The sequence below is a fragment of the Streptomyces sp. NPDC031100 genome, assembly GCF_055570785.1.
The window spans coordinates 303354-328555 of sequence record NZ_JBVIGN010000002.1 but is presented as its reverse complement, the minus strand read 5'-3'; the positions used below and the strand labels follow the sequence as shown (position 1 = coordinate 328555).

Below are 25202 nucleotides of genomic sequence, written 5' to 3'. Positions count from 1 at the left end.
CGTACGCCCCTGCAGAACCACACGGGATCACCTGGTCGGAGTACTCCAAGTGGGTTGACATCGTTGTCGGTTGAGGCGGTAAAGTCATGTACAGACCATCAGACAACGTTGTCGCGCCCCTTCAGGACGAAGCCCGCCTCAGGGCCTCGCCGCCACAAGCCAGCACCACCCGGACAGGTATCCAACCCCCCTCACCTGCCCGGCTCGCGGACCCGGTGTGCACGGCCACCGGGTCCGCCCAGAGCGATTCCGCTGTGACACATGGGCCGGCAGGGGGGATCGTAGAAGTACTGGCCGGAGGGGAGTCCGGAGGGGGAATTCGGAGAGGGAATATCGTCCATCGCTTGGACCGGCCGTAGTCACCCGGAAAGGCGGGTGCTAGAAATGTTGCATGTGGGACCGATTCGCCCGATTCAGGCATCTCGCCTGCCGCTCGATGGCCGGCAAGAGCCCTCGTAGCGTTGCCGGGCAGGTCTTCGTCCTGCAGGTGGCGCTGGTGGTGGTGCTGGTGATGTGCGCCGTCATCGCGCTCGTCCTGCAGTCGGAACGTGACACCAGCACGGAGGCCAAGCGCCGGTCCATAGCCGTCGCGCAGACCTTCGCGCACTCTCCGGGCGTCCAGCAGGCGCTCCGGAGCCCCAACCCGTCGAAGATCCTCCAGCCGCTCACCGAGGCGGGACGCAAGGCCGCGGGTGTCGACTTCATCGTGGTCATGGACACCAAGGGCATCCGCTACACGCACCCCCTGCCCAGCAAGATCGGCCATCGGTTCGTGGGCACGATCGGGCCGTCGCTGGCGGGGAAGGTCTACACCGAGAGCGTCCACGGCCCGCTCGGCCACGAGGTGCAGGCGACCGTTCCCATCTACGACTCCCATCACAAGGTGACCGCCCTCGTCTCCGCCGGGTTGAAGGTCAAGAACGTGACCAGCCAGGTGGACAAGCAGCTGCCGATCATCCTGGCCGCCGGGGCCGGCGCGCTCGTGGTGTCGACCGGCGGGACGGCGCTGGTGGGCAGGCGGCTGCGGCGCCAGACCCACAGCCTGGCCCCGGACGAGATGACCCGAATGTACGAGCACCACGACACGGTGCTGCACTCGGTGCGGGAAGGTGTGCTGATCGTCGATGACGACGGGCGGCTGCTGCTGGCCAACGACGAGGCCAGACGGCTGCTGGAGCTGCCCCCCGAGGCCGAGGGGCGGCAGGTGCGGGAGCTGTCGGGCCTCGCCCCCGAGACGGTGGAGCTGCTCGCCTCCGGGCGCGAGGCCACCGACGAGGTGCACTTCGCCGGGGGACGGCTGCTGGCGGTCAACCAGCGGCCGACGGACGGGCCGGGAGGTCCCGGGGGAACCGTGGTGACGCTCCGCGACTCCACCGAACTCCAGGCGGTGTCCGGCCGGGCCGAGATCGCGCGGGAGCGGCTGGAGCTGCTGTACGACGCGGGACTGGGCATCGGCACCACCCTCGACGTGATCCGCACGGCCGAGGAACTGGCGCAGATCGCCGTCCCCCGCTTCGCCGACTTCATCTCCGTGGACGTGGCCGACGCCGTGCTGCACGGCGAGGAGCCGGCCCCCACGGCGACGGATCTGCGGCGCGTCGCCGTGCGCGGCATCCGGGACGACCATCCGCTCTACAAGAAGGGCGAGCTGATCGACTTCCTGCCCTCCACCCCCCAGGCGCGCGGCTACGGCGCCGGCCGCTCCGAGCTGGTGACCGACCTGTCGACCGCGGAGGGCTGGCAGGAACAGGACCCGGAGCGCACCCGGCAGATCCTCGACTTCGGCATCCACTCGCTCATCGCCGTCCCGATCCAGGCCGGCGGTGTCGTGATGGGCATGGTCAACTTCCTGCGCTCCAAGCGGGACGCCTTCGACGAGGAGGAGCTGTCGCTGGCGGAGGAGCTGGTGGCGCGGGCCGCGGTCAGCATCGACAACGCCCGCCGGTACGCCCGCGAGCACGCCCTAGCGGTCACGCTCCAGCGCAGCCTGCTGCCGCGGGCGCTGCCCGAGCAGAGCGCCCTCGAGGTCGCCTACCGCTATCTGCCCGCCCAGTCGGGCGTGAGCGGCGACTGGTTCGATGTGATCCCGCTGCCGGGGAGCCGGGTGGCGCTGGCCGTCGGCGACGTGGTCGGGCACGGCCTGCACGCCGCCGCGACGATGGGCCGGCTGCGGACCGCGGTGCACAACTTCTCCACGCTCGACCTGCCGCCCGACGAGCTGCTCAGCCATCTGGACGACCTGGTGGGCCGCATCGACCAGGACGAGTCGTCGTGTGCGGAGTCGGCCGGGGAGATCGTCGGCGCCACCTGTCTGTACGCGATCTACGACCCGGTGACGCGCCGCTGCGTCATGGCGCGCGCCGGGCACCTGGCGCCCGCGCTGGTCCACCCCGACGGCAGCGTCACCTTCCCGGAGCTGCCGGGCGGGCCGCCGCTGGGCCTCGGCGGCATGCCGTTCCAGACGGCCGAGCTGGAGCTGGCCGAGGGGACCGAGCTCGTGCTGTACACCGACGGCCTGGTCGAGGAGCGCACGCGGGACCTGGACGTGGGCATGGAGCTGCTGCGCGAGGCGCTGGCGGGCCATCCGGACCGGCCGCCGGAGGAGAGCTGCCAGGCGGTGCTGGAGGAGCTGCTGCCCCGCGGGGCCAAGGACGACGTCGCCCTGCTGATCGCCCGCACCCGGGCGCTGCCGCCCGAGAACGTCGCCGACTGGGACGTGCCGCACGACCCGGCCGCCGTGTCGGGGATGCGCGGCGCCGTGTCGGACAAGCTGGAGGAGTGGGGCCTGGCCGAGCTGGGCTTCGGCATGGAACTGGTCCTGAGCGAGCTCATCACCAACGCCATCCGCTACGGCTCCGAGCCGATCCACGTACGGCTGATCCGCGACCGCACACTCATCTGCGAGGTGGCCGACGGCAGCAGCACCTCGCCGCATCTGCGGTACGCCGCGACGATGGACGAGGGCGGCCGCGGCCTGTTCCTGGTGTCACAGATGACCGAGCGCTGGGGCACCCGGTACACCCCCCAGGGCAAGGTGATCTGGGCCGAAGTGGCCCTGCCGGACCTCTCGGAGCTCTTCGCGGAGTGACCTCACAGGCGCAGCGGCCGGGATGCTGCTGGGCGCGGGGTGCCGGGCAGACCGGTCCGGCGCTTCGTCCTCGGCCGTGAAGGACGGCTCGGCCGGCCGGTGAGGACGCGGATGCCGCTCGCGTCGAGGGCGGTGACCCGGTAGGTGCCGAGGCCGGGGCCGTGCGGGTGTGGGCGAACCGTCGGCCCGGATGCCGGTGAGGGCGGCGCGTTGGACGGTGGTGAGGGCGCGCTGGGCCGCGTCCCGGGTGACGACCGCGGCGGAGACGAGGTGCCCGTCGGCGTCCAGCCGGGCGGCGGGCAGCCCCTCGGTGTGGCCGCCCTCGCCGAGGAAGGCGATGTCGGCGGGGAGTTCGGGGTGGAGCGCGGCCCCGCCCACGCTGCGTTCGGCGGCGTCGTCCACCCGGTCGTCCAGGGTGCCCACCAGGTAGGCGCGCTGGGCGAGGACGGTGGTGAGGGTGAGCACGGCGCACACGCACACGAGGGTGGCGGTGACGAGGACCAGCAGGCGGGTGCGCAACGAGCGGCTCCACGGGCGGCGGCTCATCTGCCGCGCCCCGCAGGGGACCCGGGGGTGACGGACATGTAACCCTGTGTTCCACCTGAGCCGGGACGATGACCCGGTGACAGTACGGCGAAGGGCCGCACCCCCGTCACCGGGGATGCGGCCCTGTGCCGCCGTGCCCTGCCGCTTACTTGCGGATCAGGCTGCGCAGCACGTACTGCATGATGCCGCCGTTGCGGTAGTAGTCGGCCTCGCCGGGGGTGTCGATGCGGACGACCGCGTCGAACTCGACGCCCGTGTCGGTGGTGACCTTGACCGTGCGCGGCGTGGTGCCGCTGTTGAGCTCCTCGACGCCCGCGAAGGAGAAGGTCTCCTCGCCGGTCAGACCGAGGGACTCGGCGGAGGCGCCCTCCGGGAACTGCAGCGGCAGGACGCCCATGCCGATGAGGTTCGAGCGGTGGATGCGCTCGTACGACTCGGCGATGACGGCCTTGACGCCGAGCAGCGCGGTGCCCTTGGCGGCCCAGTCGCGGGACGAGCCGGAGCCGTACTCCTTGCCGGCCAGGACGACCAGCGGGATGCCCTGCTCGATGTAGTTGCGCGAGGCGTCGTAGATGAACGACACCGGCGCGTCGGCCTGGGTGAAGTCGCGGGTGTAGCCGCCCTCGGTGCCCGGCGCGATCTGGTTGCGCAGGCGGATGTTGGCGAACGTACCGCGGATCATGACCTCGTGGTTGCCGCGGCGGGAGCCGTAGCTGTTGAAGTCGCGGCGCTCGACGCCGTGCTCCGTGAGGTACTGGCCGGCCGGGGTGTCGGCCTTGATGGCGCCGGCCGGGGAGATGTGGTCGGTGGTGACCGAGTCGCCCAGCTTGGCGAGGACGCGGGCGCCGGCGATGTCGGTGACCGGGGCCGGCTCCATCTGCATGCCCTCGAAGTACGGGGGCTTGCGGACGTAGGTCGACTCGGCGTCCCACTCGAAGGTGTTGCCGGTCGGGATCGGCAGCGACTGCCACTGGGCGTCGCCGGCGAAGACGTCCTGGTAGGACTTGTTGAACATGTCCTCGCCGATGGCGTTGGCGACGACGTCGTTGACCTCGGCCTCGGTCGGCCAGATGTCGGTCAGGTAGACCGGGTTGCCGTCCTGGTCGGTGCCGAGGGCGTCCTTGGTGATGTCCACCTTCATGGAGCCCGCCAGGGCGTACGCGACGACCAGCGGCGGGGACGCCAGGTAGTTCATCTTGACGTCGGGGTTGATACGGCCCTCGAAGTTCCGGTTGCCGGAGAGGACCGAGGTGACCGCGAGGTCGTGGTCGTTGACGGCCTTGGAGACCTCCTCCGGCAGCGGGCCGGAGTTGCCGATGCAGGTGGTGCAGCCGTAGCCGACGAGGTTGAAGCCGACCTTGTCCAGGTACGGGGTCAGACCGGCCTTGTCGAAGTAGTCGGTGACGACCTTCGAGCCCGGGGCGAGGGTGGTCTTGACCCACGGCTTGCGGGTCAGGCCCTTCTCGACCGCCTTCTTGGCCACCAGGGCGGCGGCGACCATGACGTACGGGTTCGAGGTGTTGGTGCAGGAGGTGATGGCCGCGACCGTCACCGCACCGTGGTCGAGGGTGTAGGTCGTGCCGTCGGGGGCGGTGACCGGGACCGGGTTGGACGGCACGCCGTTGGGGTGGACGGCCGGGGCGTCGGAGGCCGGGAAGGACTCGATGCCCGCCTCGTCGGCGTCGGCGACGTAGTTGCGGACGTCCTGCGCGAACTGCTGGGCGGCATTGGCGAGGACGATACGGTCCTGCGGACGCTTCGGACCGGCGATCGACGGGACGACCGTCGACAGGTCCAGCTCCAGCTTCTCGGAGAAGTCCGGCTCGGCCTTCGGGTCCAGCCAGAGGCCCTGCTCCTTGGCGTAGGCCTCGACGAGGGCGACCTGCTGGTCGGAGCGGCCGGTCAGGCGCAGGTAGTTCAGGGTCTCGTCGTCGATCGGGAAGATCGCGGCGGTGGAGCCGAACTCCGGCGACATGTTGCCGATGGTGGCGCGGTTGGCCAGCGAGGTGGCGGCCACGCCCTCGCCGTAGAACTCGACGAACTTGCCGACCACACCGTGCTTGCGCAGCATCTCGGTGATGGTGAGCACGAGGTCGGTGGCGGTGGTGCCCGGCTGCAGCTCACCGGTCAGCTTGAAGCCGACGACGCGCGGGATGAGCATGGAGACCGGCTGGCCGAGCATGGCGGCCTCGGCCTCGATGCCGCCGACGCCCCAGCCCAGCACACCGAGGCCGTTGACCATGGTGGTGTGCGAGTCGGTGCCGACCAGGGTGTCGGGGTAGGCCTGCCCGTTACGGACCATGACGGTCCGGGCCAGGTGCTCGATGTTCACCTGGTGGACGATGCCGGTGCCCGGCGGGACGACCTTGAACTCGTCGAAGGCGGTCTGACCCCAGCGCAGGAACTGGTAGCGCTCCTTGTTGCGGCCGTACTCCAGCTCGACGTTCACCTTGAAGGCGTCGTTCGTGCCGAACTTGTCGGCGATGACGGAGTGGTCGATGACCAGCTCGGCCGGCGCCAGCGGGTTGATCTTCGCCGGGTCGCCGCCCAGCTCCTTCACGGCCTCACGCATGGTCGCGAGGTCCACGACACAGGGCACGCCGGTGAAGTCCTGCATGATCACGCGGGCCGGCGTGAACTGGATCTCCTGCGACGGCTGGGCCTGGGAGTCCCAGTTGCCGAGGGCGCGGATGTGGTCGGCGGTGATGTTCGCGCCGTCCTCGGTGCGGAGCAGGTTCTCCAGCAGGACCTTGAGGCTGTACGGCAGGCGAGCAGAGCCCTCCACCTTGTCCAGCCGGAAGATCTCGTACGACTCGTCGCCCACCTGCAGCGTGCTGCGGGCGTCGAAGCTGTTCGCCGACACGACAGTCTCCTTCATTGATGTGCGCGTACCACCGCAATCCTGCCGCCACGCCGGTCTGGCCGATCCGCTAAGGTAAGGCTAACTTAGGTAACCCTTACTGCGTGGCGGCTGCGGTGCGCCTCGGCAGATATCTCGATGTCGAGATAACTCTAGTACATGGGGGCTGACTGGTCATGCCCGGCCGGGCCCGGCCCTGCCGTTTTTCGGTGGTGTCGACCACAGAGCGAGGGGCGAAGATCGCCAAACCTAGTACTTCCGTGTGATTTTCGGTAAAACCGGAACAGTCGCTGATTACCGGATAAATCCCCCACATGGTCCCACATACTCCGCGTCTCCGCTGGTCACTGACGTCGCGTCACCCGAATGGACCCCCCAACAGGCGCCATCTCATATGTGAGATAGCCTCGGCCTCATGGCAGACGACTACCTCGTACGCATCGGCAAGCTCATCCGTGACGCCCGGCAACACCGAGGCTGGACACAGACGCAGCTCGCGGAGGCGCTCGGTACCAGCCAGAGCGCGGTCAACCGCATCGAGCGCGGGAACCAGAACATCAGCCTTGAGATGATCGCCCGGATCGGTGAGGCCCTGGACAGCGAGATCGTGTCGCTGGGCTATGCGGGACCGATGCACCTGCGCGTGGTCGGCGGCCGTCGGCTCTCCGGCGCCATCGACGTGAAGACCAGCAAGAACGCGTGCGTCGCCCTGCTGTGCGCCTCGCTGCTGAACAAGGGGCGCACGGTGCTGCGCCGGGTGGCCCGTATCGAGGAGGTGTACCGCCTTCTGGAGGTGCTCAACTCCATCGGCGTGCGCACCCGCTGGATCAACGACGGGGTCGACCTGGAACTGGTCCCGCCGGCCCAGCTGGAGATGGCGGCCATCGACGCGGAGGCGGCCGTCCGCACCCGCTCGATCATCATGTTCCTCGGTCCGCTGCTGCACCGCATGGACCACTTCAAACTGCCGTACGCCGGCGGCTGCGACCTCGGCACGCGGACCATCGAGCCGCACATGATCGCGCTGCGCCGGTTCGGTCTGGACATCGCGGCCACCGAGGGCCAGTACCACGCGCGGGTCGACCGCGCGGTCCGCCCCGACCGTCCGATCGTGCTGACCGAGCGCGGCGACACCGTGACCGAGAACGCGCTGCTGGCCGCCGCCCGGCACGACGGCGTGACGGTCATCCGCAACGCCTCCTCCAACTACATGGTCCAGGACCTGTGCTTCTTCCTGGAGGCGCTCGGCGTCAAGGTCGAGGGCATCGGCACCACGACGCTGACCGTGCACGGCGTGCCGAACATCGACGTCGACGTCGACTACTCCCCCTCCGAGGACCCGGTCGAGGCGATGAGCCTGCTGGCCGCCGCGGTCGTCACGGAGTCGGAACTGACGGTCCGCCGCGTCCCCATCGAGTTCCTGGAGATCGAGCTGGCGGTCCTGGAGGAGATGGGCCTCGACCACGACCGCAGCCGCGAGTACTTCGCGGACAACGGCCGTACGCGCCTGGTCGACCTCACGGTCCGCCCCTCCAAGCTCGAAGCCCCCATCGACAAGATCCACCCCATGCCCTTCCCGGGCCTGAACATCGACAACGTCCCCTTCTTCGCGGCCATCGCGGCGGTCGCACAGGGCCAGACGCTGATCCACGACTGGGTCTACGACAACCGCGCGATCTACCTGACGGACCTCAACCGCCTCGGCGGCCGCCTGCAGTTGCTGGACCCGCACCGCGTCCTGGTCGAGGGCCCGACCCGCTGGCGAGCCGCCGAGATGATGTGCCCGCCGGCCCTGCGCCCCGCGGTGGTGGTCCTGCTGGCGATGATGGCGGCCGAGGGCACGTCGGTGCTGCGGAACGTGTACGTCATCAACCGGGGGTACGAGGATCTCGCGGAGCGGCTGAACTCTGTTGGGGCGCAGATCGAGATCTTCCGGGACATCTGAGCGGTGGGTGCCGCCGCACCCCTGGTGTGCGGCGGCACCCTGCACCCGTGGCGCCGACCCCCTCGCGAAGATCACAGCGCGTACCCTCACGACCATGGTTGAGCATCGGATGGTCGACGTGAACGGCGTTCGGCTGCACATCGCCGAGCAGGGTGCGGGACCCCTGGTGGTGCTCCTGCACGGCTTCCCCGAGTCTTGGCACTCCTGGCAGCACCAGTTCGGCCCGCTGGCCGACGCGGGCTTCCGGGTGGTCGCCCCCGACCAGCGTGGATATGGACGCAGCGACCGGCCCGAGGACATCGAGGCGTACACCATCCTGCACCTGGTCGGCGACGTCGTCGGGCTGATCCGGGCCCTGGGCGAGGAGAGGGCGTACGTCGTCGGGCACGACTGGGGGGCGCCGGTCGCCTGGCACACCGCGCTGCTGCGGCCGGACATGGTGCTCGGCGTGGCGGGCCTGAGCGTGCCGCCGCCCTTCCGGGGGGCGCAGCCTCCGCTGGCCGCCATGGACAGGATGTTCGGCGGTCGCTTCTACTGGAACTACTTCAACCGTCCCGGTGTCGCCGACGCCGAGTTCGCCAGGGACACGCGCACCACGCTGCGGAAGTTCTTCTACGCCGCCTCCGGCGACGCCCCCGACGCGGGCAACGGCATGCAGCCGTTGGTCGACCCCGAGCGCGGCTGGCTCGCGGACCTGGCGGACCCCGAGGTGCTGCCGCAGTGGTTCACCGAGGACGACCTCGACGCGCTCACCGAGAGTTTCTCCCAGGGCTTCACCGGAGCTCTCAACTGGTACCGCAACCTCGACCGCAACTGGGAACTGACCGCTCCGTGGCAGGGCGCCGTCGTCACCCCGCCCGCCCTGTACATCTACGGCGACCGGGACATCGTCCCGGCGTTCCCCGGCACCCCCGAACTCATCGAACGCCTCCCCGACCTGATGCCGAACCTGCGGCGCAAGCCCCTCAAGCTGGCGGGCTGCGGACACTGGACCCAGCAGGAACGCCCCGACGAGGTGAACGCGGCGCTCATCGAATTCCTCCGGGCCTGCTCCTGACCCCGGCGTGCCGCATCGCCCGGAGGCGCTCGCTCACATGGGCCTGGGCGGCGAGGTCGGCGACGGTGAGGCGCTCGGCGAGGTGCCGAGGTGTCGGCCGAGCAGGTGCACCACGGCGCGCCGGCGACCATCGAGGACCTGTACGGCGTCGTCGTACCGTCCACCGCGTCGCTGAGCTGACGCCGACGGCCGGTCCGCCACGGGGTCCGGTCGTTGTACGCCCGTCCTATGACAGGCCCTGGCCGGCCGGCACAGGTGTGCGGTCGCGGGCGGGCCAGGGGATCCAGACGGCGGCCAGGGTGACGGCGAGGGCCGAGGCGGCGACCGTGGCCATGCCGAGGGTCAGGCCGCCGGCGCCCGCGACGAAGCCGATCAGGGCGGGGCCGGCCAGCAGTCCCGTCGTGCCCATCGCGGCGACCAGGGCCAGCGCGTCCGAGCCGCGTTCGGCGGCGGCCACGTACACGCACGGGGTCACGGCGGCCGCTCCGAGGCCGACGCAGGCGAAACCGAGCAGGGTGGGCACCACCCCGCCGGCCGCCAGGGCGAGCGCGAGGCCGAGGCCGGCGACGGCACTGCCGGTGCGCACCACGCGCCCGTCGCCCCAGCGGCTGCGCCAGCGGTCCGCGCACACCCGGGCCAGCAGCATCATGACCGAGACGACCGCGATGCCCAGCGGGGCCACCGTCGAAGGGGCCCTGAGGACGTCCTTCATGTAGAGGGTCGACCAGTCGTTCATGGCCCCTTCGGTGATGGTGCCGAACGCCATGGCACAGCCCATGAGCAGGGTCTTCCCGGACGGCAGGGTCCAGCGTGTCCGCTGCTTGCGGGTGTCCGGGTCCGCGGTGTGCGACAGCAGGCCCCGGCGCGCGTACACCAGCAGGAGCAGCAACAGTGCCGCGGCCACCGCGAAGTGGGCCGGGACGGACGGGGTGATGGTGGTGACGCCGGAGGCCAGGAGGGCGGCGGCGAGCAGGCCCGCGCTGAACGTCGCGTGCAGCTGGGACATGGCGGTGCGGCCGTACACCGTCTCCAGGGCGGCGCCCTGGGCGTTCATCGCGACGTTCAGGCATCCGACGGCGACGCCGTCACCGCAGATGACCAGCAGGGCGAGCGGATAGTTCGGCACCACCGACAGGGCGGCCAGCAGCGCCACGAGGCACAGGGCGGAGGCGAGGGACAGGCGCCGGGAGCCGAGCCTGCGCATCAGGACGGCGACGAGCGGGAAGGAGGCCGCCGCGCCCGCACCGCAGGCCATCAGCAGCAGACCCAGTTCGCCGGCGCCCAGGTCGAGCCTGGTCTTCAGCGCGGGCAGACGGGCGGCCCAGGTGGCGTACTGGAAGCCGAGGAAGCAGAACAGCGCCGCGATCGCCCACTTGGCGCGGCGGAAACCGGAGACGTCCGACATCAGCTCGCCTCCCGGTGCGCGGCCACCCGGGCCGACATGTACACCGCGTCGCTGCCGTAGCCGGCCGGCAGCCGGGCCTCGCGGTGGGCCCGGTAGCCGTTGGCCCGCCAGAAGGGTTCCTTGCCTCCGACCGCGATCAGCGACATCGTCGCGAAACCGCGTGCGCCGGCGGCGTCCGTCAGGTGGCGGACCAGTCTGCTGCCCAGTCCCCTGCGCCGCAGGGGCGCGCCGACGACGAGGTCGTGGACGTGGAGGTTGGGCGAGTGGTGGACGATCCGCTCCGGGCAGGCCAGGTCCGGGTAGCGGAACATCGGGTACGGCAGGGCCAGGACGTAGCCCGCGATCCGGCCGTCCAGGTCCAGGACGAAGCAGGTGCCGGCCGAGGCCCGGGTCCGCAGCGCGGCCTCGCCCTCCGTGAGCGCCGTGTCCGCGTACGCCCCGGCCTCCAGGGCCGCGACCTGGGGCCAGTCGGCCTCGGTGATGCCCCGTATGAGGTCTCTCATGTCAGTGGTGTCCTTAGCTGTCCTGCTGCGCCGCGTGTGCACACGCACGGCAGCGGGCGGATGCCGTTGAAGCCCTGGGTCGTGTAGCTGGTGGCGTAGGCGCCGGCGGACAGGATCCAGACCGGGTCGCCGGAGGCGACGGCATGGGGCACGCGCACCGGGTGCCGGCCGCCGCCGTAGGCGTCGTCGCTGTCGCAGGTCGGGCCCGCGACGACGGCGGTCACGTACGCCCCCTCGTCCTCGTCCGCCTGCGCGGGGAAGACCAGCCGGTGGCTCACCTGGTCCATCTCGTACAGACCGTTGAACCTGCCCACGCTCAGGTACAGCCAGCGGGCGTGCGTCCCGTCCGGCTGGGTCCGCTCGGTCAGCCGGTACACGTGAGCGCGGATCGCGCCGTGGTCGGCGACCAGGTGGCGGCCCGGTTCCATGACGAAGGCGAGCGGGGCGGCGGTGAGACCGCTCAGGTGCTCCATGCCCTCGCGGATCACGGTGAACATCTTGTCCAGCGGCGGGTCGAGGGGGTTTCCGTGCCGGTCGAGGTAGCCGAGCGCGGGCAGCCCGCCGCCGAGGTTGACGTGGTCCGGTACGACCCCCAGCCCGTCCAGCGTCATGAGCACCTCGGCGAGCGAGTCGAGGGCCTGCTGCCAGGCCTCGCCGGTCAGCTGCTGGGAGCCGACGTGCACGGACAGGCCGGCCGGGACGAGCCCGGATGCGGCGGCCGTGGTCAGTACCCGGACGGCCTCCTCGGCCGAGCAGCCGAACTTGCGGCTCAGGCCCCACAGGGCGCCGTCCCCGCTGGTGGCGAGGCGGCAGAACACCCGGGCGCCGGGGGCGTGTTCGGCGATCGCCCGCACGTCCTGCACGCTGTCGGTGGCGAAGGTGCGGACACCGAGCCGGTGGGCCTCGGCGATGTCCGCGTCGGACTTGACGGTGTTGCCGTAGTGGACCCGGTCCACGGGCACGCCGGTGCGCAGGGCCTGGACGATCTCGGCGGGACTCGCCGCGTCGAAGCCCGCGCCCCGGTCGGCGAGGCACCGCAGCACCTCGTCCACGGGGCAGGCCTTGAGGGCGAAGCGGACCTGGATTCCGGGCAACTCGGCCAGGAGCCGGTCGTACTGGGCCTCGATGCCTTCGAGGTCGTACACGATGCGGTCCGCCGGGGCGGCGGCCAGTGCGGCGGCCAGCCGCGGGCTGGTCTCCACGCTCACCAGCCCTCGCGCCGTGCCGCGTCGACCAGTGCGGGCCAGGCCTCGACGAGCAGGGCGAAGTCCTCGATGTCCTGGCGGGCCCCGGCCAGCAACTGCTCGCGACGGCCGTCGAGTTGTTCGGCGAACTGCGCGTAGCGGCCGCCCAGTTTGCGGTAGGCGGTGTCGACCCGGTCCAGGCGCCACACGTTCTCGGCGGGGTCCTGCCAGGTGCTGTCGCGCAGGAACGCGACGATCCTGTCCACCCGTACATGCTGCCGGTCGTCCAGGAGCCGGGCGCCCTCTGCGGTCATCCGGTCGTAGACGTGGTGGAAGTACAGCATCGACAGCAGGAACTTCACGAAGCGCAGCTGATAGGCAAGGAAGCCCGCGTCCGTGCGGCGTTCGGGGGTGTAGAAGTTCTCGATGTGCCGGTTGTGCAGGATGCCCGGGAGCGTGGCGTCGTGGACCAGGTGGATGAGGAAGTAGTCGCTGCCGATGGTGTCGGTCGCCGGGGGCAGCGGGATCCGCTCGTACACGTCGTGGTGGAAGGCGATGTTGCACATGTCGACCCGCATGGGGTCCACGAGGGCCAGGGTGGAGCGGTCGCCGGTGAAGGGGGCCGTTCCTGCTCCGCTGAAGGACGCCTCGACCAGCTCGCGCCGCTGCTCCGGCGACGCGCCGGCGGGCGCCCACAGACCGACCACGTCGTGGTAGACGCCGTCGTCCAGGTGGCGTATCTCGCCGATGTCGACGGAGAGTTCGCCGATGAAGGAGGCGCCGGCCAGTGACACCGGGCGACGCATGTGGGCCGGGTCGAGGTCCGTGCGGGTGACGGCGGCCGACGCCTCGGCCGCGGGCCTGCCCAGCCACGGCAGTTCGTGGTGGACGGGGAAGACCGGCTCGCCGTGAAGGAGTTGGTAGGTGCTGTCGGAGTCCCTGCGGTGCACGGAGTGGCAGCCGAGCGCGGCGGCCAGCAGGAAGGCGCGGTCGGTGCAGGAGCCGTAGGAGACGCCGGACGGGAGCAGCAGGGCGAGGATCCGGTCCGGGTCTGCCAGGCCGGTCCGTCGGATCACCCGGCGCAGGAAGTCGCGCTGCGGGGCTTCTCCGAGGTGGTGCACGGTGACCTGCGCGGCCGGTGGCAGCGCGGTCACGACACGGGTGTGCTCGGCGCGGGTGCGGTCGTCGGAGGAGTCGAGGATCAGCAGCTGGACGTCGGCGCCGAAGTGGTCGGCTGCGTAGGCGGCTTCCTGGTGGATCGCGGTGATCGTGGCGGAGCAGGCCCGGTTGGTGGGCAGGCACAGGCAGATCCGGTTCACTGTGCCGTCCAGGAGTCGAGGCCCAGCAGTTTGCGGCCCAGGTCGTTCAGTTCGGCGGGGCCGTAGCGAAGGGCTTCCGGCCTGCGTGCGTCGCCGAGCAGGGTGGCGTTCCATCCGGGGGTGCCGAGGGTGCGCCAGGACTCGACACGCGACCTCCGCAGCTCGGTGTGCTCCTCCAGGGCGGGCATCATCGACAGGTACTGGACGGCTCGGACACCGCCCGCTGAGCGGTTCGGCGCCACGCCGTGCGCCAGCAGTCCGTTGAAGATCAGCAGGTCACCGGCCTGGAGGTCGGGCCGGACCACGGGAAACTCGGCGCGGTCGACCGCGGGCCGGATCGGGTCGCGGCCGACCGGCTGGGCGATGCGCCACTCCTCGAAGCGGCGGAACAGCTCCGGGGCGCACTGGAAGCCGCCGAGTTCGGGCCGGGTGTCGTTCAGGGCGATGATGCCCTGGACCCGCTGCGGCAGCACGGCGAGGGTGGTGTCGACGTCCCAGTGCAGCTCGATGTCGAAGCCCTCGTCGGTGGGTTCGATCAGGGAGCGGGAACGGGTGCGGACGTTGGGCGGGTTGAGGTTGAGCCGGTCCAGGGTGACCCACAGCTCCTCGCAGTCCCACACGTCCACGAAGGCGTCGTGGACGCGACGGGTCTGGCGGCTGTCCCACAGGAGCTGGTGGTGGTACGCCTCCACGAACCCGTAGATGAACAGGTGCTGGTCGAGTTCGGAGCGGAACTCCGGCTCCTCGTACCAGGTTTCGGGTCGGTCGGGGTCGAGTCCCTGGAAGTCCCAGGCGAAGGCGAGCAGGCTCTTCGCCTCGCCGGGGGTGATGGCCTCCCGGACGACGACGTAGCCGTACGTCTGCCAGAAGGCGAAGTCCTCCTCGGACAGCACCCGCAGGGGCCGGGACTTCTCGAGGTCGCGCAGGGGAGTCGGGGCGAGGTAGGTCTCGCCGTCGGCGCTGAAGTAGGGGCGGTCGGACGCCGCTCGGTGGAGGTAGGGGGAGGGCTTGTGCATGCCGTCACTCCGTGGTGATCGAACAGTAGCGCCCCTTCAAGCTGGACTAGACCAATTGAGGTGTCAACGATTACCGGCCGGTACCCCCGTGAAGTGCCGCCCAACTGCCGCCGGAATGCCGGTCGTTGACAGCGGGCGACACGGCACCCCGGGGTCGCTCTCCACGCCGGCCCGCTCCGCCGACACCGCATTGGACCGGACCTTCACGGGCGGGTTGGACTAGACCATAGGTCGGTTGGTCGCTATAACGGGAGCCCACCCACACAGCCGGGAAGGCAGGCATGGCCACCGACGTCAGCAGCGCCCAGCACCCCAGGGGGACGCCCGGCCGCGCCGCGCGCGTGCCGAAGTACTACCTGATCAAACAACAGGTGCTGGAGATGACGCAGGCGCTCGAGCCGGGCTCGGCCATGCCCGCGGAACGCCTCCTCGCCGTCCGGCTCGGCACCTCGCGCACCACCGTCCGGCAGGCACTGCAGGAGCTGGTCGGGGAAGGCCGGCTCGACCGCATCCAGGGCAAGGGCACCTTCGTCGCCCAGCCCAAGCTGTACCGGACCCTCCAGCTCACCTCGCACACCGAGGACATGCGCGCCCAGGGCCTGGAGCCGGCCTCGCAGATGCTGGACACCGGCGAGGTCCCGGCGGACGTGAAGCTGGCGGGCCTGCTCGGCATCGAGGTCGGCGAGCGCGTCCTGCGCATCGAGCGGCTACGGCTCGCCAGCGGCGATCCCATGGCGATCGAGACAACCCACCTGTCCGTGCGGCGCTTTCCCGGGCTGCGGCAGTCGCTGGCCACGTACCCGTCGCTCTACACGGCCCTCGCCGAGGTGTACGGCGTCCATCTCGCGGAGGCCGACGAGACGATCGAGACCTCGCTGTCGACCCCGCGCGAGGCCCAGCTGCTCGCGACCGACGTGGGCCTGCCCATGCTGCTGCTGTCCCGGCACTCCCGGGACGCCGAGGGCACGCCGGTGGAGTGGGTGCGCTCGGTCTACCGGGGCTCCCGCTACAAGTTCGTCGCCGCCCTGCGCCGGCCGGCGGCCGGTTCGTCCGTCGGGCGCGCCCGGGAGAACGGGTGAGGCTCCCGCACTCCACCGGGCCCGAGGCGAGCCTCGCCGTCGCGCTGGTACGGGCGCGGGAGGCGGCCTGCCTCACCCAGGACGAACTGGCCGTGCGGTCCGGGCTGAGCGTGCGGGCCATACGGAATCTGGAGACCGGGCACACCGCCCGGCCCCGCAGACAGTCGCTGGTGCTGCTGGCGGAGGCACTCGGGCTGGCGCCCGCCGAGGTGCGCCGGCTGTTACGGCTGCCCAGGGGCGAGCAGTCGCCCGCGCCCGCCGGCTCCGGCGTGCCCGCCGAGCTGCCCCCGGCCCCCCGGCACCGCCTCGTCGGCCGGGAAGCGCTCGCGGACGCGCTGACGGCCCACCTCCCCGGTCAGGGCGGACCCGCTGTCGTCGTGGGACCCCCGGGCGCCGGGAAGACCTCACTGATCCTGCGCGGCGCCCACGCGGCGCGCGACCGGTTCCCCGACGGGCAGGTCTTCGTCGACCTGCACCCCACGTCCTGCCTTCCCTTCACCTCCGACCAGCTGGTCCGCCGCGTCCTGCGGTCCCTCGGCCGGGCGTCCGGCGCGCAGAGCCCCGAGGAGGCGCGCGCCCGGCTGCGGGACGCGCTCAGCAGCCGGCGGGTGCTGGTGGTCCTCGACAACGTCGTCACCGACGCGCAGGTCCGTCCGCTGCTCGTGGACGGCGGGCGCAGCGCGGTCCTGGTCGCCGCGCGCCGCGAACTGCCCGCGCTGCCGGGGCAGTTGTGCCACCGGATCGGCACGCTCGGCCGACGGGAGGCGCTTCAGGTGCTGGAGGACCTGGTGGGTACGGCCCGCATCCGGGCCGAGCGGCAGGCCGCGCTGGACATCGTGCGGTACTGCGGCCGGCTGCCGCTGGCCCTGCACATCGCCGGACTCTGGCTGACGGCGCGCCCGCACCGCCCGCTCGGCGACCTGGCGGACCGGCTGGCGGACGAGCGGGACCGGCTGGACACGCTGTCCGTCGGAGATCTGTCCCTGCGGGCGAGCGTGGCCGCGTACCACCGGCCCCTGCCGCCCCCGCTGAAGGCGTCACTCCACCAACTCCAGGACAAGACCGGCGACTTCGGCGTCGACGAGATACCGGCCGGGGTGACGCCGTCCCGGCGGCTCGCCGTGGACCTGCTGGAGGAACTGCTGCACCGCCAGATGGTCCAGGCCGGCGAGCCGGACCGGGCCGGCCGGGTCCGCTACCGCCTGCACGACGCGGTGCGCCTGTACGTGACGCACCGCGCCTGACGCAACCGCACAGCACGCCGGGGCGCTAACCATGGGCACGCCGTAGGGGAAACATCGTCTGGATCGGCTCGTTCGCGAGATGGTCGAGAATCAACTGGTTGACCTGCGCGGGCTTCTCCAGCGGCACCAGGTGCGAGGTTCCCGGCACGACGGCCAGTTGGGAGCCGGGGATCGCGCGATACAGGGCGATCGTGTGGTCGAGCGTCATCAGGTCGTCGTCCCCGACGAGGACGAGGGTGGGCGCGCCGATGCGGGCCAGGTCCTCCGTGGAGAGGGTCGGCTCGGTGCGCCACATGTCGACCATCCTGCCCGCCAGGACCGGCCAGTGGCCGGCACCGTCCGGCGCCACGGCTTCGTACATCTCGCGGAACAACGCGAGTTCGGGACTGTCGGGCGTCATGCGCGTGAGCAAGGCCGGCTCCACCCAGCATTCGGGAGAGGGACGGAAGCTCGCCCCGATGACCACGACCTTGCGGACCAGGTCGGGACGGGCGATGGCGACGAGCAGGGCGACGATGCCTCCGTCGCTCCAGCCGACGAGATGGGCCGGACCGCCGACGACCGACTCGACGAAGGCGACGGTGTCGTCGGCCATGTCCTGGTACGAGAGCGGTCCTTCGACGTCGGGCGTGTGCCCGTGCCCGCGACGCTCGGGGAGGAACAGGCGGTACCTCGCCGCGAGCTCTGCTCGCTGGGCCCCCCATGTCTCATTCGTGCAGAAACCGCCGTGCAGCAGAAGCAGCGGGTCGCCGGTCCCCTCGGTCTCGTACCACGTCCGGACGCCGGGGAGCTCCACGTACTCGCCCATCGTTCCAGGCCCTTCTGGAGTGCGGCCGCCCTGTCGGGATCATGCGATCACCGCGAGCCAAGCCGCGCTACCTCAGGGATCCCGAACAGGTGAAGCAATGCACTTCGGCGAAGCCGCCCGCTGACCGGCGCCGCCACCGCACATCACAGCGTCGCGGTCGTCCCCTCCCCGGACGCGCTGCCCGCGACCCACTCGTCCCACCCCAGGTTGAAGTCGGCGTAGCCGTTGTCGGCCGGTGCCTTGGCACGGGTCGAGCCGGTGATGGTGACGGGGTCGCCCTGCTTGACCTGGCCGTAGAACCACTTGGCGTCCGACATGGACAGGTGGACGCAGCCGTGCGAGCCGCGGGCGCTGCCGCTGCCCGGATTGGGGTCGCCGGTCGAGTAGTGCACGTACGTGCCGGACTGGGTCAGGTGGATGTCCCAGGGCAGCGTCAGGTCGTAGTAGTTGGGGCTGCCCTTGTCGCAGCTGATGCCGACGCTGCAGGAGGTCATGTGGACCTTCTCCTGCTTGTCGATGACGGCCATCGTGCCGTTCCACGTCGGATACTGAGGGCTGCCCGCGTTGATCGACAGGGTGCGCACCGCCTTGCCGTTCCGGGTCACCTTCATGGTGTGGCCGGTCACCGAGACATCCGCGCGCACGTCGTCACCGATGGTGAAGGTGTGCGTGTAGGCGCGCACGCCGTAGCGTCCGTTGCCGTTGCTGACCCCCGTCATGTCAGCGTCGATCTTCACCTTCGTGCCGGAGGGCCAGTACGTCTTCGGTCGCCAGTCGGCGCGCTTGTCGCCGAACCAGTGCCAGGCGCCGGCCACCGGCTGCGAGGCGCTCACCTTCATGTGCTTCTCGACCGTGGCCCGTGCCTTTGCCGCCACCGGGTTCGTGAAGACCACCGAGATCGGCATGGCAACGCCGACCGTGGCTCCCGTCTGCGGGGTGATCGTCTCCAGCAGCATCGGCGGGCCCGCGGGCTTCGTCGGTGACGGAGACGCGCTCGCACTCGGCTTGCCCGGCGCCTTCGCGTCGTCCCCGCTCGCCTTGTCACTGCCGCCCCCGCCGCAGGCACTCGTGCCCACCAGCATCGCAGCCGTGACGAGTGCGATCCCTATGCCGCCCTTGCGCCGTCCCACGCCCCGCCCCGCTCTCTCGCTCTTCGGCCCTGACGGGCCCGACCCCCTGTCAGACAGCGAAGGCATGGCCCGCAGTTGCATGCATCGCGTAAAACGTGTCTCAAAACTCGGTGCAAGGAATGGGCCCACAGCGGTGCGGTGGCGGCGGCAGGCCACCCGGCAGCTCATCACGGGCCTGCGCCGCGGCCGGACCGGGGTCGGTGAGGTCCCGGCCGACTCCAACCAGCATCAACCGCACAGGAGGTGATTCGCTTAAACCGCCCGTCAGCCCCCGGTCAGCCCGTCTTGGCACACTCGACGGGCCAGTGGAGCAGGGCCGCGACCCGGGCCGGGGGAGACATGAGGTCCCACGTCGAGGAACTGGGCGACATACGCAGGAGCGTGCAAGATCATGGACATGGCCATCGCGGCCGGCGCACCCCTGGTCTCCCTGAACGATGGCGCGGGCGCCCGTATCCAGGAGGGCGTCACCGCCCTCGCGGGCTACGGCCGTACAACATGGCCGAGGTCGTAGAGGAGATCGTCGACGACGGCGAATACCTGGAGGTCCACGAGCGCTGGGCGCGGAACATCATCTGCGCGCTGGCCCGGCTGGACGGCCAGGTGGTCGGTATCGTCGCCAACCAGCCCCAGGTCCTGGCCGGCGTCCTGGACATCGAGGCCAGCGAGAAAGCCGCCCGCTTCGTCCCCGTACGGCGGCGCCTACATCGTCATGGACTCCCAGTTGATCGGCGCCGACCTCACCTACGCCTGGCCCACCAACGAGATCGCCGTGATGGGCGTCGAGGGCACCCGTACTACGCGGCCGAGCGCGGCCTGGTGGACGACGTCATCGACCCTGCCGAAACCCGCGAAGTCGTCATCAGCGCGCTGGCGGTGCTGCGCACCAACCACGCCGAGGGGCCCGGCACGCGCGGGTGTGCCGGGCCCCTCGGTATGCGGTCGGCTCACTTCGCGGCGAGCTTGACGTCCCGGTCCTTGACGGCGTGGAAGGCCGGCAGCAGCAGGAGGCCGCCCGGGCGCAGTTCCGTGACCGTGGCCTGCACGTGGGCCGTGCCGGCCTTGAGGGGGTTCGGCGAGATCTTGGCGGAGTTCTCCCAGCGGTGCTCGGCGCCGTCGCACTGGGCGAGCGTGCCGCCGATGCCGTGCTTGACGCCGGGATCGTCCTGGCCGATCGAGGAGCTGACGAAGGCCAGTCCGGTGGCCCCGGTGCAGCGGTAGGTACCGGAGAGGGTGATGGTGCCGTCAGGGTCGATGCTGCCGGTCGGGTCGATGGTCACGGTCTCGATGTCGGTCTTGGGCTTGGGCCTGGCCGTGTGGGCGGCGGCCGGGCCGACGGCGGCGCACAGCAGGGCCGCGGCACCGAGGGCCGCCGTGAGGGCGGGGCGCAGGGGCATGGAGGACCTCCGGTGTTCAGGGGTGGGACCTCCACTGGTACCGGGCGGCCGTGCGCTCCGGCGTGATCGTCACTCCAACGGTGGCGCGTCATGGAACCGTCCGGGAGTTGTCCGCATGTTGTCACGCTTCACGGCAGACGGTTCCGGCGCGTTCACGGCAGGAGCATGTTCTAACCATGCCGGGCGGCGGCCGAAACCCGCCGGCCCCCTCACATCCGCTGTGGAGGTGCGCCATGTGCTCCAACCGAACCTCGTGCGCCGCGTCCGACGCCGGCACCCCGCACACCGTGGCCGCCCACCCCGAACAGGGCTGGGCCCTGCTCTGCGACGGCTCGATCGTCTTCGACGACACCGGGGAGCTGCACCCGGACGGCAGCGTGGTCCCGCCGCGCCGGGTGCCCGCCGAGCGGCTCGCCGCGGCCGCCTGACCGGCTGCGGCAGGACCGTGAAGACGTGCTACGGCAGCACCGCGAAGCCGTCCAGTTCCACCATCGCCTCCTCGTCCCACAGCCGTACGACCTGCACGACCGCCATCGCGGGGTAGGTCCGGCCGGCCCGCTGCTGCCAGATGCGGCCGAGGGTGCGGGCGTGGGTGCGGTAGGCGGGGACGTCGGTGGTGTAGACGGTGACGCGGGCGAGGTCGGCGGGGGTGCCGCCGGCCGCGTCCAGGGCGGCGAGGAGGTTGGTGAGCGCCTTCTCGAACTGCTCGGGGAGTGTGCCGCCGACGACCTTGCCGTCGGTGTCGAGGGCGGTCTGGCCGGCCAGGAACACCACGCGGGAGCCGGAGGCGACGACCGCATGGGTGAAGCCCGTGGGCGGGGACAGGTCGGGCGGGTTGATGCGCTCGGTCGTCACCGGACCTCCCCCTCGCGCTCGGCGGCGTACAACTCCTTGGCGATGATGCCTCGTTGGACCTCGCTCGCACCCTCGTAGATCCGTGGGGCGCGCACCTCGCGGTAGAGGTGTTCGAGGAGGTGGCCGCGGCGCAGGGCGCGGGCGCCGTGCAGCTGGACGGCGGTGTCGACGACGTACTGCGCGGTCTCGGTGGCGAGCAGCTTGGCCATGGCGGCGCGGCACGGGACGTCGGGGGCGCCCTCGTCGTACGCCGTGGCCGCCGCGTACACCATCAGCCGGGCGGCCTCCGTGCGCAGGGCCATCTCGGCGACCTGGTGGGAGACGGCCTGCAGGTCCTTGAGCTTCTTGCCGAACGCGTCCCGTCCGCGGGTGTGGTCGAGGGTGGCGTCGAGCGCCGCCTGGGCCATGCCGACCGCGAAGGCCCCGACGCTGGGCCGGAACAGGTTGAGGGTGCCCATGGCGACGGCGAAGCCACGGTCCTCCTCGCCGAGGACGTCGGCTGCGGTGACGGGCACGGCGTCGAAGTCGAGGGCGCCGATGGGGTGCGGCGAGAGCATCTCCAGCGCGGAGCCGGTGAGGCCGGGCCGGTCGGCGGGGACGAGGAAGGCGGTCACTCCGCGGGCTCCGGCGCCGGATGTGGTCCGCGCGAAGACGGTGTAGAAGTCGGCCTCGGGGGCGTTGGAGATCCAGCACTTGGCGCCGGTGAGCCGCCAGCCGTCGGTGCCGTCCGGCTCGGCCGCGAGGGCGAGGGCCGCCGCGTCCGAGCCCGCGCCCGGCTCGCTCAGCGCGAACGCGGCCACCGCGCTGCCGTCTGCCACCCTCGGCAGCCAGCGCTCGCGCTGGGCGGCGGTGCCGTGGGCGTGCACCGGGTGGGCGCCCAGGCCCTGGAGGGCGAGGGCGGTCTCGGCCTCGGTGCAGGCCTGGGCCAGGGACTCCCGCATCAGGCACAGGTCGAGGGCGCCGGAGGAGAACAGCCTCGCGAGCAGGCCCAGCCGGCCGAGTTCGGCGAGGAGGGGCCGGTTGACCCGGCCCGGCTCGCCCTTGTCGGCGAGCGGGCGCAGCCGTTCGGCGGCCAGGGTGCGCAGCTCGGCACACCAGGCGGTCTGCTCCGGCTCGAGTGAGAATGCGGGCACTGCCGGTCCTCCCTCCGCGACGGGTCGCGCCGACCCGTCCCCGTCGGCTTCCGAGGTTATAGCGCACAGTTGACTGCCGTCACCAACACGATACGCTCGATGTCAGCCCAGGACGCCCGAGCGGCCTGTCAGCCAAGCCCTTGGCCACCAGGACGCCCGTCTCGACGTTTGTCACGGCAAGGGGGCGAACCGCCATGCACGTCTCGGCCCACGTCGACACCTTCGCGCGCGACCACCTCCCGCCGCCTGACGAGTGGCCCGAACTGTGCTTCGACCTGCCGGAGCTGAGCTATCCCGACCGGCTGAACTGCGCCGCCGAGCTGCTCGGGCACGCCGACCCCGCCCGCCCGGTCTTCCACACCCCGCAGGGCCCCGCCTGGACGTACGGCGAGCTGCGCGCCCGCGTCGACCGCATCGCCCACGTCCTCACCGGCGACCTGGGCGTCGTACCCGGCAACCGCGTGCTGCTGCGCGGCCCCACCACCCCCTGGCTGGCCGCCTGCTGGCTGGCCGTGCAGAAGGCCGGCGCGGTCGCGGTCACCGTGCTGGCCCAGCAGCGCCCGCACGAGCTGGCCACGGTGTGCGAGATCGCCCGGGTCCGGCACGCGCTGTGCGACGTCCGGGCCGTGGACGACCTGGCGAAGGCCGAGGTCCCGCAGCTGCGCATCACCACGTACGGCGGTGACGCACCCGAGGACCTGCTGCGCCGCCCGGCGCCCGCGACCCCGTACGCCGCGGTCGACACCGCGGCCGACGACGTCGCCCTGATCGCCTTCACCTCCGGCACCACGGGTCGCCCGAAAGGGTGCATGCACTTCCACCGGGATGTGCTGGCCATAGCCGACACCTTTTCCCGGCATGTGCTGCGCCCCCAGGGCGACGACGTCTTCGCCGGCAGTCCCCCGCTCGGCTTCACCTTCGGGCTCGGCGGACTGGTGATCTTCCCGATGCGGGCCGGCGCGAGCGCCCTCCTCCTGGAACAGGCCGGCCCCCGGCAGCTGCTGTCGGCGATCGCCGAGCACCGGGTCTCCGTCCTGTTCACCGCGCCGACCGCGTACCGCGTGATGCTCGACGAGCTGGTCGACCACGACACCTCGTCCCTGCGGCGCTGTGTGTCGGCCGGCGAGAACCTGCCCGCGGCCACCTGGCAGGCCTGGCACGAACGCACCGGGCTGCGCATCATCAACGGCATCGGCGCCACCGAGCTGCTGCACATCTTCATCTCCGCGGCGGACGAGCGGATCAGACCCGGCACGACGGGCGTCCCGGTACCGGGCTGGCGGGCGCGCGTGCAGGACACGAACGGCGACCCGGTGCCCGACGGCGAGCCCGGCCTGCTCGCGGTCCGCGGCCCGGTCGGCTGCCGCTACCTCGCCGACCCGCGGCAGCGGGAGTACGTGCGCGGCGGCTGGAACGTCACCGGTGACACCTATGTCCGCGAGAGCGACGGCTACTTCCGCTATGTGGCCCGCGCGGACGACATGATCATCTCTGCCGGGTACAACATCGCCGGGCCGGAGGTGGAGGACGCGCTGTTGCGCCACCCGGACGTGGTCGAGACGGCGGTCGTCGGCCGGCCCGACGAGGTGCGCGGCCAGGTGGTGGTGGCGTACGCCGTGCTGCGGGACGGCGCCCGGCGCGACCCCGACGCCCTGCGCGCCTTCCTCACCTCCGAACTGGCGCCCTACAAGTGCCCGCGCGAGTTCGTCTTCCTCGACGCGCTGCCCCGCACGGCCACCGGCAAACTGCAGCGGTTCCGGCTGCGCTCCGAAGGTGACCGGCAATGACACCGACGACCTAAAATGATCAACGTGTCCGAGCAGCACGCCCCCAGGTCCCTCATCGTCACGCTCTACGGCGCGTACGGCCGCTTCATGCCCGGCCCGATGCCCGTCGCCGAGCTGATCCGGCTCCTGGCCGCGGTCGGGGTGGACGCCCCCTCCGTACGTTCGTCGGTGTCCCGGCTCAAACGCCGCGGTCTGCTGCTGCCGGCCCGCACGGAGACCGGCGCCGCCGGGTACGAACTCTCCCCCGAGGCACGGCAGTTGCTGGAGGACGGCGACCGCCGCATCTACGCGACGGCGCCCCCCGAGGACGAGGGCTGGCTCCTGGCGGTCTTCTCCGTGCCGGAGTCGGAGCGGCAGAAACGGCACGTCCTGCGCTCCCGGCTGGCCGGCCTGGGCTTCGGCACGGCGGCCCCCGGGGTGTGGATCGCCCCGGCCCGTCTGTACGAGGAGACGAGGCACACCCTGCGCCGCCTCGGCCTCGACCCCTACGTGGACTTCTTCCGCGGCGAGCACCTCGGCTTCGCCCCCACCTCCGAGGCCGTCGCCCGCTGGTGGGACCTCGCGGCGATCGCCAAGGAACACGAGCGCTTCCTGGACGCGCACGCCCCCGTCCTGCACGCCTGGCAGCACCGCACGGACATCCCGCCCGAGGAGGCCTACCGCGACTACCTCCTCGCCCTGGACTCCTGGCGCCACCTCCCCTACACCGACCCCGGCCTCCCCACCCACCTCCTGCCCACCGACTGGCCCGGCGTCCGCTCGGCACAGGTGTTCCGGGGCCTGCACGAGCGGCTGCGGGACGCGGGGGCCCGGTTCGTGGGCGTGTGAGGAGGTTGCGGGTCCGGG

General features: G+C 71.5%; 21 protein-coding genes and 1 pseudogene. 10 read left to right on the top strand and 12 right to left on the bottom strand.

What is annotated here, in order from left to right:
- The first annotated feature begins 436 nt into the window (after nucleotides 1–436).
- Nucleotides 437–3088: a SpoIIE family protein phosphatase gene (locus tag ACZ5DS_RS05710; protein WP_468235092.1), complete on the top strand. Its 2652-nt coding sequence runs from the start codon at nucleotides 437–439 to the stop codon at nucleotides 3086–3088.
- Here the strand turns inward: ACZ5DS_RS05710 and ACZ5DS_RS05705 are convergent.
- On the bottom strand, nucleotides 2987–3634 hold the full coding sequence (locus ACZ5DS_RS05705) for a hypothetical protein (protein WP_468234464.1): 648 nt from the start codon (nucleotides 3632–3634) through the stop codon (nucleotides 2987–2989). The genes ACZ5DS_RS05710 and ACZ5DS_RS05705 overlap by 102 nt on opposite strands.
- 145 nt (nucleotides 3635–3779) lie before the next feature.
- Entirely contained in the window at nucleotides 3780–6497 is a 2718-nt protein-coding gene (gene acnA, locus ACZ5DS_RS05700) for an aconitate hydratase AcnA (RefSeq protein WP_468234463.1), read from the bottom strand.
- Between the two features lie 412 nt (nucleotides 6498–6909).
- On the opposite strand from acnA, the gene ACZ5DS_RS05695 reads away from it, so the two are divergent.
- Together ACZ5DS_RS05695 and ACZ5DS_RS05690 are read left to right on the top strand one after the other, a co-directional pair.
- Nucleotides 6910–8439 (top strand): helix-turn-helix domain-containing protein, encoded by a 1530-nt coding sequence (locus ACZ5DS_RS05695; RefSeq protein WP_468234461.1) that lies wholly within the window; start codon nucleotides 6910–6912, stop codon nucleotides 8437–8439.
- 94 nt (nucleotides 8440–8533) lie between these two features.
- A complete protein-coding gene (locus ACZ5DS_RS05690; RefSeq protein ID WP_468234459.1) occupies nucleotides 8534–9496 on the top strand; it encodes an alpha/beta fold hydrolase in 963 nt (320 codons plus the stop codon).
- Between the two features lie 226 nt (nucleotides 9497–9722).
- Here ACZ5DS_RS05690 and ACZ5DS_RS05685 read toward each other — a convergent pair whose 3' ends face one another.
- The 5 genes from ACZ5DS_RS05685 to ACZ5DS_RS05665 are packed head-to-tail and all read right to left on the bottom strand — an operon-like array spanning nucleotide 9723 to nucleotide 14923.
- Entirely contained in the window at nucleotides 9723–10901 is a 1179-nt protein-coding gene (locus tag ACZ5DS_RS05685) for an MFS transporter (protein WP_468234457.1), read from the bottom strand.
- On the bottom strand, nucleotides 10901–11404 hold the full coding sequence (locus ACZ5DS_RS05680; RefSeq protein WP_468234456.1) for a GNAT family N-acetyltransferase: 504 nt from the start codon (nucleotides 11402–11404) through the stop codon (nucleotides 10901–10903). Before ACZ5DS_RS05680 ends, ACZ5DS_RS05685 begins: the two co-directional genes overlap by 1 nt.
- Entirely contained in the window at nucleotides 11401–12612 is a 1212-nt protein-coding gene (locus ACZ5DS_RS05675) for a type III PLP-dependent enzyme (RefSeq protein ID WP_468234455.1), read from the bottom strand. Before ACZ5DS_RS05675 ends, ACZ5DS_RS05680 begins: the two co-directional genes overlap by 4 nt.
- The gene (locus ACZ5DS_RS05670; protein WP_468234454.1) at nucleotides 12609–13907 is read right to left on the bottom strand and encodes a DUF6271 family protein; all 1299 of its coding nucleotides are present in this window, start codon (nucleotides 13905–13907) and stop codon (nucleotides 12609–12611) included. Before ACZ5DS_RS05670 ends, ACZ5DS_RS05675 begins: the two co-directional genes overlap by 4 nt.
- Entirely contained in the window at nucleotides 13904–14923 is a 1020-nt protein-coding gene (locus ACZ5DS_RS05665; protein WP_468234452.1) for a phytanoyl-CoA dioxygenase family protein, read from the bottom strand. Before ACZ5DS_RS05665 ends, ACZ5DS_RS05670 begins: the two co-directional genes overlap by 4 nt.
- A gap of 281 nt (nucleotides 14924–15204) precedes the next feature.
- On the opposite strand from ACZ5DS_RS05665, the gene ACZ5DS_RS05660 reads away from it, so the two are divergent.
- On the top strand, nucleotides 15205–16002 hold the full coding sequence (locus ACZ5DS_RS05660; RefSeq protein WP_468234451.1) for a GntR family transcriptional regulator: 798 nt from the start codon (nucleotides 15205–15207) through the stop codon (nucleotides 16000–16002).
- Nucleotides 15999–17246 (top strand): AAA family ATPase, encoded by a 1248-nt coding sequence (locus ACZ5DS_RS05655; protein ID WP_468234449.1) that lies wholly within the window; start codon nucleotides 15999–16001, stop codon nucleotides 17244–17246. Before ACZ5DS_RS05660 ends, ACZ5DS_RS05655 begins: the two co-directional genes overlap by 4 nt.
- A 25-nt stretch (nucleotides 17247–17271) precedes the next feature.
- Here ACZ5DS_RS05655 and ACZ5DS_RS05650 read toward each other — a convergent pair whose 3' ends face one another.
- Entirely contained in the window at nucleotides 17272–18054 is a 783-nt protein-coding gene (locus ACZ5DS_RS05650) for an alpha/beta fold hydrolase (RefSeq protein ID WP_468234448.1), read from the bottom strand.
- Between the two features lie 143 nt (nucleotides 18055–18197).
- Entirely contained in the window at nucleotides 18198–19136 is a 939-nt protein-coding gene (locus ACZ5DS_RS05645) for a L,D-transpeptidase (RefSeq protein WP_468235090.1), read from the bottom strand.
- A 439-nt stretch (nucleotides 19137–19575) separates the two neighbouring features.
- Here ACZ5DS_RS05645 and ACZ5DS_RS05640 point away from each other — a divergent pair, with 439 nt between their 5' ends.
- Nucleotides 19576–19698 (top strand): carboxyl transferase domain-containing protein, encoded by a 123-nt coding sequence (locus ACZ5DS_RS05640; RefSeq protein WP_468234446.1) that lies wholly within the window; start codon nucleotides 19576–19578, stop codon nucleotides 19696–19698.
- A pseudogene (locus ACZ5DS_RS05635) lies at nucleotides 19665–20099 on the top strand (carboxyl transferase domain-containing protein); the annotation flags it as partial. The gene ACZ5DS_RS05640 and the pseudogene ACZ5DS_RS05635, both read left to right, overlap by 34 nt.
- A gap of 32 nt (nucleotides 20100–20131) precedes the next feature.
- On the opposite strand, the gene ACZ5DS_RS05630 reads toward ACZ5DS_RS05635, so the two are convergent.
- Entirely contained in the window at nucleotides 20132–20581 is a 450-nt protein-coding gene (locus tag ACZ5DS_RS05630) for a DUF6299 family protein (RefSeq protein ID WP_468234444.1), read from the bottom strand.
- Between the two features lie 233 nt (nucleotides 20582–20814).
- Here ACZ5DS_RS05630 and ACZ5DS_RS05625 point away from each other — a divergent pair, with 233 nt between their 5' ends.
- Nucleotides 20815–21009: a DUF5999 family protein gene (locus ACZ5DS_RS05625; RefSeq protein ID WP_468234442.1), complete on the top strand. Its 195-nt coding sequence runs from the start codon at nucleotides 20815–20817 to the stop codon at nucleotides 21007–21009.
- 28 nt (nucleotides 21010–21037) lie between these two features.
- On the opposite strand, the gene ACZ5DS_RS05620 is transcribed toward ACZ5DS_RS05625, so the two are convergent.
- Complete coding sequence (locus ACZ5DS_RS05620) at nucleotides 21038–21436, bottom strand: RidA family protein (protein WP_468234440.1); 399 nt, start codon at nucleotides 21434–21436, stop codon at nucleotides 21038–21040.
- Nucleotides 21433–22569: an acyl-CoA dehydrogenase family protein gene (locus ACZ5DS_RS05615; protein WP_468234438.1), complete on the bottom strand. Its 1137-nt coding sequence runs from the start codon at nucleotides 22567–22569 to the stop codon at nucleotides 21433–21435. Before ACZ5DS_RS05615 ends, ACZ5DS_RS05620 begins: the two co-directional genes overlap by 4 nt.
- Nucleotides 22570–22763: 194 nt before the next feature.
- Between ACZ5DS_RS05615 and ACZ5DS_RS05610 the strand changes: the two genes are divergently transcribed.
- On the top strand, nucleotides 22764–24356 hold the full coding sequence (locus ACZ5DS_RS05610; RefSeq protein WP_468234437.1) for an AMP-binding protein: 1593 nt from the start codon (nucleotides 22764–22766) through the stop codon (nucleotides 24354–24356).
- A gap of 15 nt (nucleotides 24357–24371) precedes the next feature.
- Nucleotides 24372–25184: a PaaX family transcriptional regulator gene (locus ACZ5DS_RS05605; protein WP_468234435.1), complete on the top strand. Its 813-nt coding sequence runs from the start codon at nucleotides 24372–24374 to the stop codon at nucleotides 25182–25184.
- The last annotated feature ends 18 nt before the right edge of the window (nucleotides 25185–25202 follow it).